Source organism: Geothrix sp. PMB-07 (genome assembly GCF_030758935.1).
Lineage (GTDB): Bacteria > Acidobacteriota > Holophagae > Holophagales > Holophagaceae > Geothrix.
This window is the reverse complement of sequence record NZ_CP132333.1, coordinates 3,771,563-3,787,635: the sequence shown is the minus strand read 5'-3', so window position 1 is coordinate 3,787,635 and position 16,073 is coordinate 3,771,563. Positions and strand designations below refer to the sequence as shown.

Here is a 16,073-nt window from a genome sequence, read left to right as displayed (position 1 = left end):
TGATCTTGGGGGTTTGGCTTAATTGCGCCGAGGCCTGGGTCTCTGTTCACGACGCGGTTCCTCGCCATTCGCTTCACCCTCAAGCTCAGCATCCGCCCCCTCAGGCTTTGGGATCAGAGCCTTCCGGCTGAGCTTGATCTTGCCGCTCTTTTCGTCGATGCCGATGCACTTGACCATGACTTCCTGGCCCTCGTTCAGTTCGTCGGAGGGGTTGGCCACGCGGTGGTGGGCGATCTCGCTGACGTGGAGCAGGCCATCGAGGCCGGGGAGGATGGTCACGAAGGCGCCGAACTCAACCACCTTGGCCACCTTGCCCAGGTAGGTTTTGCCAACCTCGGCGCTCTGGATGAGGTCGCCGATCATTTTGAGGGCCACCTGCAGCTTTTCCTGGGTGGGGCCGGCGACCTGACAGAGGCCGTCGTCGTCGATGTTCACTTCGCAGCCGCTCACCTCGATGATGTTGCGGATGGTGGCGCCGCCCTTGCCGATGACGTCGCGGATCTTCTCCTTGGGGAGCTGAATGCTGTGCATCTGGGGGGCGTTGCTGGCGAACTCACTGCGGGGGGCGGCGAGCACCTGGCCCATGAGGTCCAACAAGTGCAGGCGGCCGGCCTTGGCCTGATCGAGGGCCTTGGTGAGGATCTCGGTGGTGATGCCGCCGATCTTGATGTCCATCTGGAGGGCGGTGATGCCCTTCTCAGTGCCGGCGACCTTGAAGTCCATGTCGCCGTAGTGGTCTTCCTGGCCGGCGATGTCGGACAGGACCACGAACTTGTCACCGTCGCTGACGAGGCCCATGGCCACGCCCGCCACCGGGGACTTGAGCTTGATGCCGGCATCCATCAGGGCGAGGGTGCCGCCGCAGATGGTGGCCATGGACGAGGAGCCGTTGCTCTCGGTGATGTCGGAGACCACACGCACGGTGTAGGGGTTTTCCTCGGGGGTGGGGAAGACGGCGAAGAGTGAGCGCTCGGCCAGCATGCCGTGGCCGATCTCGCGGCGGCCGGGCCCGCGGTTGGGCTTGCACTCGCCCACGGAGTAGCCGGGGAAGTTGTAGTGCAGGTAGAACTTCTTCTTGTACTCTTCTTCCAGGCCGTCGATGATCTGGGTGTTCTGGATGGTGCCCAGCGTGGCGGTCACCAGGGCCTGGGTCTCACCGCGGGTGAAGAGGCAGCTGCCGTGGGCCGCGGGCAGGACGCCGACCTCGATGTTGAGGGGGCGGATCTGGTCGAACCTGCGGCCGTCCAGGCGCACACCCTGCTTGAGGATGGCGTTGCGGAAGAGCGTCTCCTTCAGCTCGTCGAAGCAGGCGACGAGATCCTTCTTCAGCTCGGGCTTGTCAGTGCAGAACTGGGCTACGGCCTCCTTCTTGAGGAGGTCGATGGTCTTGTAGCTCTCGATCTTCACCTTCATGGTCAGTGCCGCGAAGAGCTTCTCGGCGAAGGCGGCGGCCACTTCCTGGTAGAGGGCCTCGTTGCGCTCGGCCTTGACGGCGGCGACCTTGGGCTTGCCGACCTTGGCCTGCAGGTCCTTCTGGAGCTTCACCAGGGTCTTGATCTGCTCATGGCCGAAGGCCAGGGCCTTCACCATGTCGGCTTCCAGCACTTCCTTGGCGCCGCACTCCACCATAACGAGGGCGTCGGCAGTGCCAGCCACCAGCAGGTCGATGTCGCTGTCGGCGCGCTGATCCACTGTGGGATTCACGATGAGCTGGCCGTTGACGCGGCCCACGCGAACACCGCCCACGGGGTTCACGAAGGGGATCTCGCTGATGATGAGGGCTGCTGAGGCGCCCACCATGGCGAGCGTCTCGGGGGCATGCTGGCCGTCGTAGCTGAGCACCTGGGCGGTGATCATGGTGTCGCCGTTGTAGCCTTCCTCGAAGAGGGGGCGCAGGGGGCGGTCAATCAGGCGGCTGGTGAGGGTTTCCTTGGTGGTGGGCTTGCCCTCGCGCTTGAACCAGCCACCGGGGATCTTGCCAGCGGCCAGCACGGGCTCGCGGTAGTCCACGGTGAGGGGGAAGAAGTCGATGCCTTCGCGGGGGGTGCCGTAGCACACGGCCACGAGGACCATGGTGTCGCCTTGGCGAACCACGACGGCGCCGTGGGCCTGCTTGGCGATGCGGCCGGTCTCGATGGAAATGGGCGTGCCGCCCAGATCCACCGAAACGGTGGTGGGATTGAATTTCAATGCATTCATGAACGCTCCGGGGCCCTCGGGCCCTCGCGGCTCCCCTGAGCCCGAGTACCGACTCGGGTCTCCCGCGATCACTCCATGAAACCCGTCCGCCAAGTCCTGGATCAGGAGGGGGAGGTGGGCTTCCTGCAGAGGTCGCCGCCGAAGGAGAGCAGGTGAAAATCGGCAACCCTCAGCATACCAGGGATGGGAGCACAGACAAAAAACGCAAGATTCATACACCTGACGGCTGGGTCCGATAAAAACGACAACTTGCCATCAGTCACAAACTTTTTGCTTCGAGGCGCTTGGCCGACATGAGACCATTGATGCTCAATTTGAATTCAACCGTGCGCGGCTCTGCCCCCTGATCTCCACTGCTTTCACCCCTGTTGAGGATGGTTGTGAACCCGATGTGGCTTCAATGGACGGCTGGACTCGCCCTCGGGTTGGGGCTTTCCGCAGTGCTGATCCGCTGGGTGGCCCCCTTGGGCTGGATGGACCGGCCTGACCTTTGCCGGAAGAAGCACGGTCGGCCTACGCCCAGAACCGGGGGCATGGCGATTTGGGGTGTCCTGGCCCTCAGCCAGTGCCTGGGCATGTTCAACGGCCGCATCCACCCCGTCGAATGGGCGGGAATCCATGCCATGGCCCTGCTGGGCGTGCTGGATGACAGGTTCAACTTGCAGGCCCGCTACAAGGCGGTGGTGGGACTCGGAGTGGCCCTCATGCTGGCCATCCATGTCGGATTCTCAACTTCCTCGGCCGTGCAGCAGGTGACCTTCCTTGGAACCAACCTTCCCAACGTGCCCCTGGTCATTGTTCCTGTGCTGATGCTGTGGTTCTGGGCGGTTCCCCAGGCCTACAACCTGATCGATGGCATCAACGGTCTCTCTGTTGGGTTCGGGGCGCTGCTGCTGGGCGTGCTGGGCTGGAATTTGGGCCATCAGCCGGCACTGCTGTGGGGAGGCCTGGTGGCCTTCCTCGCGCTGAACTACCCCAGGGCCAGGCATTTTCTGGGCGATTGCGGTGCCCTCATGCTGGGGACCCTCTTCGCGGTGCTGGGCGTGAAGGCCTTCGCCCTCCGGGACCCGAACCTCCTCCTCTGGGTGTACGCCTATCCCACCGTGGATGTTTTCCTGGTGGTGGGCATCCGCCGTTGGAAGGGAGAACCCCTGGGCACGGCGGATCGGAGCCACCTGCACCACTGGATGGCTGATCGTCTTAATGGACGATCCTGGCTCGCAACACCGCTGTTGCTGGGGTTGGCTGCGTTGCCGATGCTTCGGGCCACGGAAATTCCTGGGCATGAGCTCGCCTCCTCCGTTGGGCTCGGGGCCCTGCTGCTGCTTGCCTTCAAGGCTTTCAAGGATCGGGTCATGCTTGGGGCAAAGACGGAAGATCACGCCCAAATTCGGCGTGAGATCCCCCTGATGCGCCCCCGTGTGAATCTGGATGCACCTTCGGGATCCCATCATCTGCTGTGATGGCGTGCCTGCTCTCAGGCATACTGGGTCCGCCCCCTTCTGGCCCGCCCCATGTGTGGCGGCGTTTTTTCGTGCCATCGACTAGGAATCCATCATGACGTTTCCACGCCTTTCACCTGCGCTCTCGACACTCCTGCTTGCTTTGGGGCTGGTGGGCTCGCTCAAGGCGCAACTGCCTCAGGGCCTGGACCTGCAGGCTTTGAAGCAGGCCGCCGGGGCCCAGGGCATCAGTTCGGGATCTGTTGACGCGGTGCCGGGACGCAATGGGACCGGAGCCACCACATCGAGTGCCCCCGAAGACGCCCAAAAAACCAAATCCGAAGATGAACGCCTTGAGCGTGATATCCAGGCGCTCAAGCGACGGGAGAAGGGGCCCTACCGCTTCGCCTCGGATCTTTTTCAGGTTCGGCAGCGGGGCACAGGATCCACGGAAGGAGGGATCTCGGAAGACTACGTGTTGGGGACGGGGGATCGCCTAAACCTGAATGTTTTCGGAAGCGCCACCTTTGACTTGCCGGTGCAGGTGGATGGCCGCGGCGAGATCGTCATCCCCAAGGTTGGCACCGCCAAGGTTGGGGGCCTGACCCTGGGGAAGGCCAAGGCTGCGGTGCAGGGGTTGGTGAGCCGCAATTTCTCCCGCTCCTCGGTGGACTTGCAGGTGATCAAGCTGCGTGAGGTGCGTGTCTTTGTGCTGGGTGAAGTCTACAAGCCGGGAAGCTACCTGGTCTCAAGCCTCAGCTCCCTGGTCAATGTGTTGAGCCTGGCCGGGGGCCCCACCGCCGTGGGCAGCTATCGGGATATCCGGGTGATGCGCGGAGGCCAGAAGGTCTACGGTTTGGATCTGTATCCCCTGAGAGCGGATGGATTGGGCAACGCCAATGTGGCCCTGCAGCACGGTGACACGGTGTTCGTGCCCTTGGCTCAGAATCAGGTGCTTTTGGAGGGCGCCTTCGCCCGTGTGGTGCAGGCACCGGTTCTGGACCCGGAGGATGAGCAACTGCTCCTGCTGGACAAGCGGGTGGACCAAGACCGCGACCTGCTTGAGCGCGAGATCCGCCGGCTGGAGTTCTTCCTGGCGCAGGGCCTTCCGCAGGCGCCCAAAGAGGATGCCATGGGCAAAGCTGGCGAATCGGGTGAGCAAACCAAGAATCAGAATGACTGGACGGGCCTGATGCCAAAGACGGTGGCCCCAGCTCAGGGATCCGAGAAGGGCAAGGCCATCAATGGCGCAGAACCCCTGCCCATGGAACAGCGGCTGGCTGTCGAGGCGAAGCTGGGGCAGCTGAAGCGGCTGCTCGCCTCCCTGTCCATCACCGCGCGGGGCGATCACCGGATCCGCAAGGAACCCGTGGTGGGGCAGACCCTGCGGGAAGAGAACATCCCGGAATGGCGTCGGCTGTGGGATCTGAAGGGTGTGGCGCCCCGCATGCAGTTCGAGATGAAGGCCGGAGAGACCACCGCGGATGCCCTGCGGTATGCAGGTGGTTTGCTGCCGGAATCCGCGTCGGCTTCCCTGACCCTGCGCAAGCGCGGGGCCGATGGTGCCTTCGAGGCCGTGGATGTCCCCGTGGCGAAAGCGGGCTCAACGCCGCTTGGCTGGGGAGATGTGCTGTCGGCTTTGCCGCGGCGGGATTCCGTCTCTGAGCGCAGCGTCACCGTGGCCGGGTGGGTTCGTGTGCCTGGGCTGTTCGCCTGCACCAATGGCCTCCGCGTGGGCGATTTGCTGTCCCGCGACGCTCAGCTGTTGCCGGATACCTATCAGGCCCGAGGCGAGATCGTGCGGACCCATGCAGACGGTACCACGCGTTTCCTGAGCTTTGATGTGGCCAAGGCCCTCAAGGGGGATGCCGAGCACAACCTGCTGCTTGAAGGGCGGGATCGCGTGGAGCTCTATCGCCTGCAGGACCTTCGCCTTCCCAGGACGGTGAAGCTGCTGGGGCCTGTGACCCGGCCGGGCCTCTTTGAATTTCATGAAGGCATGCGCGCTTCTGATCTGATCTTTCGGGCCGGTTTGCCTCTCAAATCCGCCAACCGCCTCTCCGCCGAGTTGGCGCGGACCAAGGATGGCAAATCCAGCGAGATCATCCGCCTGGATCTCTCCCGCCTGCTGTCCACGGAAGCAGGAAGCCCCGTGGCCCTGCATGACGATGGGGCGAATCCGGTTCTGCAACCTGATGACCAGTTGAGCCTGTTCGAGAAACCTGATTACCGCCTCCATCGGACGGTCCGGATCATCGGGCAGGTGGCACGGCCTGGAAGCTACACCATGGACACCGACAAACCCACCCTGGCCCAGCTCATTCAGCGGGCAGGCGGGCTCACCTCCGAGGCCATGCCCAAGGCGGGCGTCTTCCTGCGGAACCTGGGCGGTGGGAGCACACCAGAGGTGGAGGATGTCCAAAAGCAGCTGGAGGCCCTCAAGAAATATGAGGAGCGTCCCCAGATGCCCTTGGGGCCTGGAAGTGGAGCCGATGGAGCGACCTCTCGCAATCTGGCTCAGCAGGCTTTGGACCCCACGAGCAAGGGGGCCAACGACATTCTTGATCGCTTGAACGAGACTCGGAGACAGGCGGCCACGGGCCAGCTTCTCAAGGGCCCCCTGATGCATGGCCTCCTGAGTGGCGCCCTGAATCGCATGGTGGTGGATTTCGGCGCAGCCTTGGGCGGCGATTCCCAAGCGGATGTGGAACTCCAGGATGGGGATGAAATCATCATCCCCCGGGCCACGGATGCGGCCTACGTGGTGGGTGAGACGGCCAGTCCCTTTGCCACCTACAAGGTGCGAAAGGGCATGAAGGTTTCGGATCTGCTCACCTTGGCCGGTGGCACCACCCGGAATGCCGACAGCTCCAACATCCGCCTCCTCAAGGCCGATGGCCGCATTCTGGACAGCTGGGTAGAAGGCAAGGCCGTGGAGCCCGGGGACACGGTTCTGGTGCCCCAGCGCTTCCGCCGCGACTCCAGCTGGCAGGAGAACCTCCAGGCCCTGACCCCCATCGCGATTGTGCTGAGTACCCTCAAACTCTAGCCCACCGTGCTGCGTTAAACTGGAAGGCCCCGCCCGCGCGGGGCCTTTTCATCGTGAGTGCCATGATCCTGCGCAAAGAGTACTGGTTTGAAGCTGCCCACTTCATCTACAACCATCCGGGCAAGTGCCGCAACCTGCACGGCCACAGCTACAAGCTTTTCGTGTTGCTGGAGGGCCAGGTGAACCCGGAGACGGGCATGATCATCGACTTCGACGATCTGTCGAAGGTGGTGGTGGATCAGGTGATCTCCAAGCTTGATCACCGCTTCCTGAACGACCTCATCCCCCTCTCCACGGCAGAAAACATCTCGGTGTGGATCTGGGAGCAGTTGAAACCCTCGCTGCCTCAGCTGTGTCAGATCGAGGTGTATGAGACCACGGACAACTGTGTGATCTACCGGGGCGCCTGAGATGAGGTCGACCCGGGTTCTGCCGTTATTGCTCACGCCTGCGTTGGGGCTGCTGGTGGGCTGCGATGCCCTCCAGCCCGCCCTGCGCTACGAGGAAGCTGCTCGGCAGTTGCGGTTCACACTGGACCGGGTGGAGCCCCGCTTGGAGCTGGCTTTCCCGCTGGAGCAGTCCAGCTTGCGCCTCCGGCTGGAAGTGGGTGTGGACAACCCTTCAGATCAGCGGCTGCGCACCCGTCAAGTGGCAGGAGCTCTCCGCCTTTCTGCTCAGGGGCAGGATCTTGGCCTGGGTTCAGTCAGCTTCCCTGAAGGCGCTGATATCGCTCCCAAAGGACAGAGTGTGCTCAAGGTGGATGTGGTCCTGAACTATGGCGACCTGAAATCAGCCTGGGGCCCGCTGTCTGGCGCGGTCCTGCGCCACGAATACGCCACATGGAGCCTGGCTGGCGAAGCCCGGCTCGAGGTGGTTGGCATCGGCTTCAGCGTGCCCTTCCAGGTCCGCAAGACGAGTGGCCAATGAGCGGTGAGGGCGCATGATCCGGGCTGTCGTCTTCGACCTTTGGAACACGCTCGTGTTCAGCCCGGCAGGCAGCCCCTTCCAGCGCATGAAGGAGTTGTTGCGGCCTGGGCAGGGGGCGCAGTTCCCTGCCCTCATGCGGGATGGCATGGCGCGCTCCTATGCCTCGGTGCATGCCTTTCTCGAGTCCTGGCGTGAAACCATCGGATTGGATGACGCTCAGGTGGAGGGCATGGCCTTGGCCTTCCTGGAGGCTGGTGACCAGGCCCAATGCTTCAGAGAATCGTCGGAATCCGTGGCCGCCGTGCGCGATCTGGCCCGGGTGGCGTTGCTCTCCAATACTCAGACCTTTGGCTTGGAGTTGCTGGACCGCCTGGGCCTTTCCGACCGTATCCGCACCCGTCTGCTGAGCGCCGAAATCGGTGTCCTGAAGCCGGAAGCGGCGGCCTTCGAGGCCATGCAGCGGAAGCTGGGGCTGTTCCCCGGCAACCTGGCCATGGTGGGCGACAGTTGGAACGACGATGTGCAGGGCGCGCTGGACGCAGGCTGGACCGCCATCTGGGTGAACCGCGAGGCCAAGCCCCGACCCGATCACGATCCTGAAGCATCGCTGTACGAAGTGCGCAGCCTGGACCGGGTGCCTGAACTCATCCAGAGTCTGCAGGAAGGGATGCGCTGCCCCACCTGTCTGGGGTAGGCAGTCCGGGTGCAGGTGAGGGTGGCATAACCTCCTCGCCAGATCCTCGCTTCATGGCCTGCGCCGCAGGCCACTTCGCGATCCGGCGGTCGGTTAGGCGGTGGCAGTGCCCTGGCCGGGGATCTGCAGATCCATGACCACGGCGTAGCGAGGGGTATCGGCGCGCTCGATCCAGGACACGCGGGCACCGAGCAGGCGGGCCAGCTGCATGAGGCCTTCGCGGGCCTCCTGGTGCAGGGCGGCGGAAAGCTCGGGGTGCAGGGTCAGGCGGATGTCCGCACCGCGCAGCCGCTCGCCCAGGCGCACCAGCTCACGGTAGGCCTTGAGCAGGGAGGTTTCGGGGCTCTGGGTGCGCCCAGCGCCATTGCAGGCGGGACAGGGCTGGGTGAGCTGCCGTTCCAGGGATGGCCCTGTGCGCTTGCGGGTGAGCTCCACCAGGCCGAATTCCGAGATGCCGCCCGCGCGGGCATGGTTGCGGTCCCGCTTGAGTTCTTCCTGCAGGCGGCTCAGCACCTCATCGCGATGGAGGGGGTCCACCATGTCGATGAAATCGATGACCACGATGCCGCCGAGGTTGCGCAGCCGCAGCTGCCGCACGATTTCGGGGATGGCTTCGAGGTTGGTGAGGTAGACGGTCTCCTCGAGATCTTTCTTCCCCACGAACTTGCCGGTGTTCACATCCACGCTGACCAGGGCTTCGGTCTGATTCAGCACGATGGAGCCGCCATGCTTGAGGAAGACCTTGGGCTGGCGGGCGGATTCGATCTCGGATTCGATGCCGAAAGCCTCGAAGATGGGCAGGTCCGACGTGAAGCGCTTCACCCGGTTGGACCACTCTGGATGGATGTTCTCCACGAAGGAGACCACCTCGCGGTGGGCGGCGTCATCGTCCACCCAGAAGGTGGAGACTTCCTCCCGGAAGATGTCGCGCATGACCTTCTGGAGCAGCCGGAGGTCCTGCCAGACGAGGCCCGGGGCAGGCACGGTTTCGGCCTTGGCCTTGATGCCCTGCCAGAGCTGGCGGAGGAAGATCACATCGCCCACCAGATCCTCGTCCTTCTCACCAATGGCGGCGGTGCGGACGATGAAGCCCTCGCCGGGCTCCACATGGCTGCGGATGAGCTCGCGAAGGCGATCCCGCTCTTCCGGATCGGTGATCTTGCGGGAGATGCCGATATGGTCGATGCCCGGCATGAAGACCAGGAAACGACCGGGGAAGCTCAGGTGGCGGGACAGCCTTGGGCCCTTGGAGCCGATGGGATCCTTCACCACTTGAACGAGGGTCTCTTCCCCCTCTTTCAGGGGAGGCAGGGGCGGCGGGGGTGGCGGCAGTTCCTCTGAGGCGGCCTCGTCGGCCTCCTCTTCCGCGGCGAGGTCGGCTCCCAGGCGTTGGACCACAGGGTCGTCCAGATAGAGGAACCCGTCCTTCACGCCGCCGATGTTGACGAAGGCGCTCTGCATGCCCGGGAGCAGCTTGGCCACCCGGCCTTTGTAGACATCTCCCACCTGGCTTTTGTTCATCGTCCGTTCGAGGAACAGCTCGCAGAGCTGGCCGTTCTCAAGCAGGGCGATGCGCGTCTCCAGGGGGGTCGCATTGACCACCAGGGACTTGCGGACTTCCATGGAACCAACCTTTCAGAACTTTGCAGGAAGGCGCCATGCCCTCACCACGGGCCCCGGGGTCGTACCAGACCGTGGGGTGATTCATTTCTACCATGACCCTTGGATGCCGCGCCAAGGGGCAAAGGTTCCGGGTATGGTTTTTATTCGTCCCCGGTGGCCGAGCAGCCTTTCCTTGACAGGGTGGAAAGGGTCGAAGGACCTCGTGTTCTGTTCCCTCAGAGGAGATCGGCGGGGTCTGTTCAGTCGGTAAAGGCGGCCACACAGAGGGGCGTGCGTTCCTGACGGCGGCGCTCGGTGATGCGGTTGCGCTCATCCACGAAGACCACCTTGGGCGCCACGGTCTCGGCCTCCTCGGCGGTCATCCAGCCATAGGCGGCGATGATGACGAGGTCGCCCTTCTGCACGAGGTGGGCAGCGGCTCCGTTGATGCCCACCTCACCGGATCCCGGCACCCCGGGGATCACGTAGGTGGAGAGACGGGAGCCATTGGTCACGTTGTAGATGTCGATCTTCTCGTTTTCCATGAAGCCTGCAGCCTCGATGAGCAGCGGATCCAGGGTGATCGACCCCACGTAGTCCAGATCGGCCCTCGTCACGGTGGCGCGATGGATCTTTCCGAGCAGGAAGTGACGCAGCATGTGTCCTCCGGTCCAGGCTCCGCAGGGGAGTCCCGGCCAACGCATTAGCATGGGCTCAGGTTTCCCTTGGGTCCAGCCTCGATTTTTTCTGACCGATCTGGCTCCCTCAGCCCTGACGGGTTAGGCGCCCTGGGTGCTTCTGACCACGCTGATGCCGACATCGGCAGGCAGGGGGGCGAGGATGACGTTGTCGATTAGCCGGGTGCTGCCCACGTAGGCGGCCACACAGAGGGCGGAGGCGCGGTCCACCTTCCCCTGAATGGGCTCCAGGTTCTGGGTGTCCACCAGCTCGAGGTACTGGACGGAGTCCACCCCAGCCAGCGGACCCCGGGCGATCTCGACCAGCTTCGCGGCTTCCCGCTCGCCCTCGTCGAAGGCGGCGCGCGCGGCCAGCAGGCCTTCGCTGAGGCGCAGGGCGCGGCGGCGGGCATCTTCATCCAGGTAGGCGTTGCGGCTGCTCAGGGCCAGGCCGTCCGCCTCGCGGATGGTGGGCACCACCACCACGTCCACGGGCAGGTTGAGATCCCGGGCCATGCGACGGATGACCACGGTCTGCTGGAAATCCTTCTGGCCGAAGAAGGCCAGGTCGGGCTGCACGATGTTGAAGAGCTTCGCCACCACGGTGGCCACGCCCCGGAAATGGCCGGGCCGGAAACGTCCGCAGAGAGGGTCGGCCAGTCGGCCGGGTTCCACATGCGTCTGGAAGCCCGTGGGGTAGATCTCGGCGACTTCAGGCAGGAACAGGACGGTGGCCTCGGCCTCCAGGCAGAGGTTCTGGTCGCGCTCCAGGTCGCGGGGATAGTTGGCCAGGTCTTCGCTGGGGCCGAACTGGGTGGGGTTCACGAAGATGGAAACCACCGTGGCATCACAGCGGGCGGCACTTTGGCGGATGAGGGCGCCATGGCCTTCATGGAGGTAACCCATGGTGGGGACGAAGCCGATGCGCTTGCCTTCCTCCCGCAGGGGGCGGAGCAGGGCGCGCAAATCAGCGATGGTACGGACAACTCGCATGGACAAAAGCGGGATCCTTCCTAATGAGCCTGTCGGCCAACCAAAGGGGGCCTCAGGGAGCCCACTGGGTCAAAGCCGGACGAACGGCTTCTGGAAGGGTATAGGATTCCCGGCCATCGGGGAACCCTCCCCCGCGGACATCCTCGGCCCAATTCGCCAGAGCGTTTCGTAGATCCTCGAATCCTTCGGCATAGCGGCGGACAAATTTGGGCGATGTACCGGGCAGCAGGCCCAGCACATCGTGGAAGACCAGCACCTGCCCCGAACAGTGGGGCCCGGCGCCGATGCCAATGGTGGGAATCTTGACGGTTTCGGTGAGGCGAGCCGCCAGATCGGCCGGAATGCCTTCGAGCACGAGGCTGAAGCAGCCCGCGTCCTGCAGCCTCTGGGCGTCATCGAGCAGGCGGAGCGCATCTGTTCGATGCTTGCCCTGCACCTTGAAGCCCCCCATGGGGTTCACGCTTTGCGGGGTGAGGCCCAGGTGGCCCATGACGGGGATTTCCGCATCGAGCAGCGCGTGGATCATGGGCAGGCGCTTGGCGCCACCTTCCAGCTTCACCGCCTGGGCGCCCCGCTGCAGGAAGCCCCCGGCGTTGCGCAGGGTGTCTTCCACGCTCAGGTGGAAGCTGAGGTAGGGCATGTCCGCCACCAGCATGGCTGAGGGGTGCGTGCGGGCCACCGCCTCCAGGTGGTGGTTCATCATGGCCATGCTCACGGGCAGCGTGTTCTCGAAGCCCAAGCACACGTTCCCCACACTGTCGCCCACCAGGATGATGTCTACACTAGAGGCATCCGCGATGCGGGCGGTGACGGCATCGTAGGCCGTGACCATCACGAGTTTCCGGCCCGCATGGTGCCAGCTATGCAGCTGGGGCAGGGTGACGCGCGTACGCGATTCAGTGGGCAGGTGGCTCATGGAAGGTCTCCGCTGGAAGGTCGAAGCCGTGGTCCTCCATGAGACCACCGAATGCCACCGCCGTCATTCCGGATCGGGGAAGGCCGGGAGGTTCATCTGCGTGGGGGTCCAGTCCACCAGGGGATCCGCGCGTTCCGGCTGGATGAATTTGAGGCCCACCGCCTCCACGGTCTGCCGGAAGCGGTGCATGTCCTCCCGGCCCATGAAGCTGGTTTCGTGGGTGGTGGGCAGGCGCGACCAGAGCTGCTGAAAGCTGGGGAAGGCGTCCTGGATGCGGGCCCGGGCTCCCAGCTTTTCGCCCCGTGCCAGCAACAGCTGGGCGCCTTCGGCGCTGGCTTCCACCACCTGGGCTGGGAACAGCATGTCCCGGGCGGCGGCTTGGACTTGACCCCAGGCTTCGAGGGCCTCCAGCGTCACAGCCTCGGTGGCGGGGACGGTGGACAGCAGCAGGGCGTGGGCGCGATGCCATTCCAGGTCGAGCCAGCGAGAACCAGAGCCCTCCACAGGGCCCTTGAGGTTTTCAAGGATGGCCCAGCCTTGCTCCGGGGCTTCCCGCTTGGATTGCCGGGCCTCCCGCGCCACCGCCTGGCTGTAGAGCAGCAGGGCCAGGCGCTGTCGCCAAAGCAGCCCCGAAGATTCATAGACGTCTGCGGCAGACCGGTAGAGCCGGGTGGTGTCGCGCCAAGCGCTTCGAAAATGGGCCACTTCACCCTGGAGGAAGAGGTTGTCCCCTTGTTCTTCCGGAGCAAGAACGGGTGGCTGGGCTGCCAGGGCCTGGAACTGCGCATGATCCGCGGCCACGGTGTCACCGAGAGCAGCGAAGGTGCGAGCCCGCCAAATCTGGATGATGGATCGTTGCGCTGCATCGCCGGATGGTTCGACGCGGCTCAGGGCCCGGTCCAGGTGGGACAGAGCGGGCCCCAGCCATTGCTGGAGGCTGCGCACCATGCCCAGGGCGAGGTGGCCCTTGGCCTGGAGGAGGGTGTCTCCCTGCATGCGGGCCGTTTGCAGCGCCTCCCTGAGAAGAATGGCGCAGGTTTCGGGTTGTCCCTGGGCCAGCCGCACCTCGGCCAGAGCGATCTGCACCGAGACCAGGCTGCGGAAACCCTGGCTGTGCTCCAGGATGCGCTGAGCTGACTGCAGCATTCCCGCGGCCCGGAGGAACTGGGATTGGCCTCCCAGGGCCTGGCCCAGGGCCAGGAGAAGCGCCGCCTGATCCTGCGGTTGGGGTTTGAAGCCGGCCTGGGGGTGGAGGCCCTCTTCCAGAGCGCGGATGCCCTTGGTGAGGTGTCCTTGCAGCAAGTGCAGCCGCCCCAGGGCCAGCCGGAGCCGGGCCTGCTCGGCATGGTGCGGATGGTGGGTCAACCGCTCGGCGGTGGCCTGAAGGGCTTCCTGGGCTTCCGCAGGGCGGCGGAGGTGGAGCAGGAGGAGCGCCCGTTTGCGGAAGAGCCGAGCTTCCTTGAGGTGGAGGGCATCTTCCTGGGGGGCTTTGGCGAGGGCCTTGAGGGCGAGGGCCAGAGCGGCGAGGGCTTCTTCCGAGGGCGAAAGCTCCGACGTTTCACCCGGCTCGCGGGCACCGGTGGCCCAGGCGTCCGCCAGGTGTTCGCGCAGGCGCGCTTCCTGCAGCGGAGAAGGCTTCAGCTGAAGCGCCTGATTGACGATCCGCAGGGTTTCCTGGAGAGATCTTGGGGGCCCCTGTTTGAGCGAGGCGAGCACGGCGGCGAGGGCCGTGGCCTCATCGGAAGCCAGGGACTGCAGGGGAATGGGGCAATCCCAGCCCTGCTCCTGGAAGGCGGCTGAAAGGGCCCGGGCCAGGCGCTTGAGTTCGGGTTGGGGTGTGTGGGCGAGCACCAGTTCCCGCCACCGCGGTTCGGGCATCAGGGATTGCCCCTGCTGGGATTCCACCAGCTGAGAAGCTGTGGCCCCGAGGATGGCGTCCTCCAGGGCATCCTCCTGGAGGCCCAGCAGACGCTGCAGCGTCAGCGCGGGAAGCGGACGCTCACCGAGGGCCAGCAGGCGCACGAGGGCGGCCGAGGCGGGCGTGAGGCGTTGGAGACGGCCCAGGAAGATCTGCCGCATGAGATCGTCCTCGGCTTTCAGGGCCACCCGCTGGCCTGGCGCCAGCATCCAGCGGTCGCGCTCCCAGGACAGGGCGCCGGATTGCTGGGCCAGCTCCAGGAAGTTCCGCAGCAGGCCCGGATTGCCGAGGCTCTGGGAAATCAGATCCGCCTGGAACGGCTCGGGGAGTTCGTGCGGCCCCAGGAGATCGTTCAGGACGAGCCGCAGATCCCGGTCTTCCAGGCGATTGACGCCCACCACCGCCGCGGCGGCTTCGGAGCGCAGTTGGGCGATGAAGGGCTTCAGGCCAACGCCTTGGGCGCCGGTGGTGAGGGAGAGGAGCCAGGGCAAGGTGGATCGTTCCACCAGCTCGCGAACCAGCGACAGCACGCCCGGCGTGGCCCGGTCCAGGCCGGACAAATGGATGAGGCGCCGCTGTTGGAGGCCTGCAAAATCCAGGGCCTCCAGGGCCGCCCGCACCTCTTCCGGCGCAGGGCCGGCATCCTGTCCATGCACATGGCGCCCGCCGGTGAGGAAGGAGAAGGCCTGCACGCGGAGCGACAGGGCCTTGGCTGCCTCAGGCCGCTCAGCATAGAAATCCACTTCGCTGCCTGATAGCAGGGCATCCACCATGCGGCCCAGGAAGCGTCCGGGGGGTTCCTGGTCCGAGGCGGCCAGGTGGTGCACCCAGATGCCCTCGCCTTCGGCCACGGCACATGCCCAGGAGGCCAGGTGCTCCTTGCCCACGCCTTCTTCGCCCTGAAGCAGCACGATGCGCTCCATGGGGATGGGCGCGCTGAAACCCAGCATCAGCGATTTGAGGTAGGGGAGCTCCTGGCCGCGCCCCCGCATTGGTCGGGAATGGGGCTCCGACAGGTCCCTGGGCAGCTTCCAGGGAAGCTCTTCCGAGAGGGCGGGTGTGGGCGCGGTCTGGGGAAGGAAGCCGGGCACGGCCTCCAGATTCCAGGGGACCTCCCCGATCACGCGTGGAATCTGGGTCAGGCCGGGCCTGAAGGTGATGGCCTCGGGATGGAGCAGACGGGGATGGGGATCCTGGGCCACCAAAGACCCGAGGTGCTCCAACAGGGCCGCACGCTGAGGCTCTCCCCAGCCCGCCCAGAGGCGAGATAGGGGCATGCCTTGAATGGCCTGGAGGTACCAGGCCTGTTCCTCGTCGAAACCGAGGTGGCTGTTCACGGGGTCCAGGGGTGAAGCATCCAGGAACCGGGAAAGGTAGGTGTCCCGGATGTGATCCATGTCCCGATCTGAAGGACGGGGTGACCAGACCTGCGCCAGGAATCGGCTGCCGTCGGATTCGCGGCGCAGGAGGTGCCACGAGCAGGTCGGGTGGCGCCCCAGCTCCTGAAGCCAGGCATAGCGATGCGCCCCGAGAAAGGTCGTTACATCCACGGCTGGACCCCGGGGGTACGGCTGACACGCTGGGTGGGCATGGGCGGAAGTGTACCCGAGGCAGGAATCGCCTGGGTGCTTGGAATGGCGTCAGCCGACGCACCAT

11 protein-coding genes are annotated in these 16,073 nt (G+C 64.9%); 5 read left to right on the top strand and 6 right to left on the bottom strand.

Going from position 1 to position 16,073, the window contains the following annotated elements:
* Positions 1-18: 18 nt before the first annotated feature.
* A complete protein-coding gene (pnp, locus tag Q9293_RS16470; RefSeq protein WP_306248403.1) occupies positions 19-2,199 on the bottom strand; it encodes a polyribonucleotide nucleotidyltransferase in 2,181 nt (726 codons plus the stop codon).
* 533 nt (positions 2,200-2,732) lie between these two features.
* Between pnp and Q9293_RS16465 the strand changes: the two genes are divergently transcribed.
* From Q9293_RS16465 to Q9293_RS16445, 5 genes are all read left to right on the top strand, one after another.
* Positions 2,733-3,662, top strand: a complete 930-nt coding sequence (locus tag Q9293_RS16465) for an MraY family glycosyltransferase (protein ID WP_306248401.1) — start codon at positions 2,733-2,735, stop codon at positions 3,660-3,662.
* A gap of 94 nt (positions 3,663-3,756) precedes the next feature.
* Positions 3,757-6,690: an SLBB domain-containing protein gene (locus Q9293_RS16460; protein WP_306248399.1), complete on the top strand. Its 2,934-nt coding sequence runs from the start codon at positions 3,757-3,759 to the stop codon at positions 6,688-6,690.
* Between the two features lie 62 nt (positions 6,691-6,752).
* Positions 6,753-7,100, top strand: a complete 348-nt coding sequence (gene queD, locus Q9293_RS16455; protein ID WP_306248397.1) for a 6-carboxytetrahydropterin synthase QueD — start codon at positions 6,753-6,755, stop codon at positions 7,098-7,100.
* Between the two features lies 1 nt (position 7,101).
* The gene (locus Q9293_RS16450; RefSeq protein ID WP_306248395.1) at positions 7,102-7,617 is read left to right on the top strand and encodes an LEA type 2 family protein; all 516 of its coding nucleotides are present in this window, start codon (positions 7,102-7,104) and stop codon (positions 7,615-7,617) included.
* A gap of 13 nt (positions 7,618-7,630) precedes the next feature.
* Positions 7,631-8,311, top strand: coding sequence for an HAD family hydrolase (locus tag Q9293_RS16445; RefSeq protein ID WP_306248394.1), 681 nt, complete (start codon positions 7,631-7,633; stop codon positions 8,309-8,311).
* Between the two features lie 93 nt (positions 8,312-8,404).
* On the opposite strand, the gene Q9293_RS16440 is transcribed toward Q9293_RS16445, so the two are convergent.
* From Q9293_RS16440 to Q9293_RS16420, 5 genes are all read right to left on the bottom strand, one after another.
* Positions 8,405-9,934 carry an Rne/Rng family ribonuclease gene (locus Q9293_RS16440; RefSeq protein WP_306248392.1) on the bottom strand — a complete coding sequence of 510 codons (1,530 nt, stop codon included), beginning with the start codon at positions 9,932-9,934 and terminating at the stop codon, positions 8,405-8,407.
* Between the two features lie 239 nt (positions 9,935-10,173).
* On the bottom strand, positions 10,174-10,572 hold the full coding sequence (gene panD, locus Q9293_RS16435; protein WP_306248390.1) for an aspartate 1-decarboxylase: 399 nt from the start codon (positions 10,570-10,572) through the stop codon (positions 10,174-10,176).
* A 120-nt stretch (positions 10,573-10,692) separates the two neighbouring features.
* Complete coding sequence (panC, locus tag Q9293_RS16430) at positions 10,693-11,583, bottom strand: pantoate--beta-alanine ligase (protein ID WP_306248387.1); 891 nt, start codon at positions 11,581-11,583, stop codon at positions 10,693-10,695.
* Positions 11,584-11,635: 52 nt separating this feature from the next.
* Positions 11,636-12,499 carry a 3-methyl-2-oxobutanoate hydroxymethyltransferase gene (gene panB / locus Q9293_RS16425; protein WP_306248386.1) on the bottom strand — a complete coding sequence of 288 codons (864 nt, stop codon included), beginning with the start codon at positions 12,497-12,499 and terminating at the stop codon, positions 11,636-11,638.
* A 63-nt stretch (positions 12,500-12,562) separates the two neighbouring features.
* Positions 12,563-15,967 (bottom strand): hypothetical protein, encoded by a 3,405-nt coding sequence (locus Q9293_RS16420; protein WP_306248383.1) that lies wholly within the window; start codon positions 15,965-15,967, stop codon positions 12,563-12,565.
* Positions 15,968-16,073 lie beyond the last annotated feature (106 nt).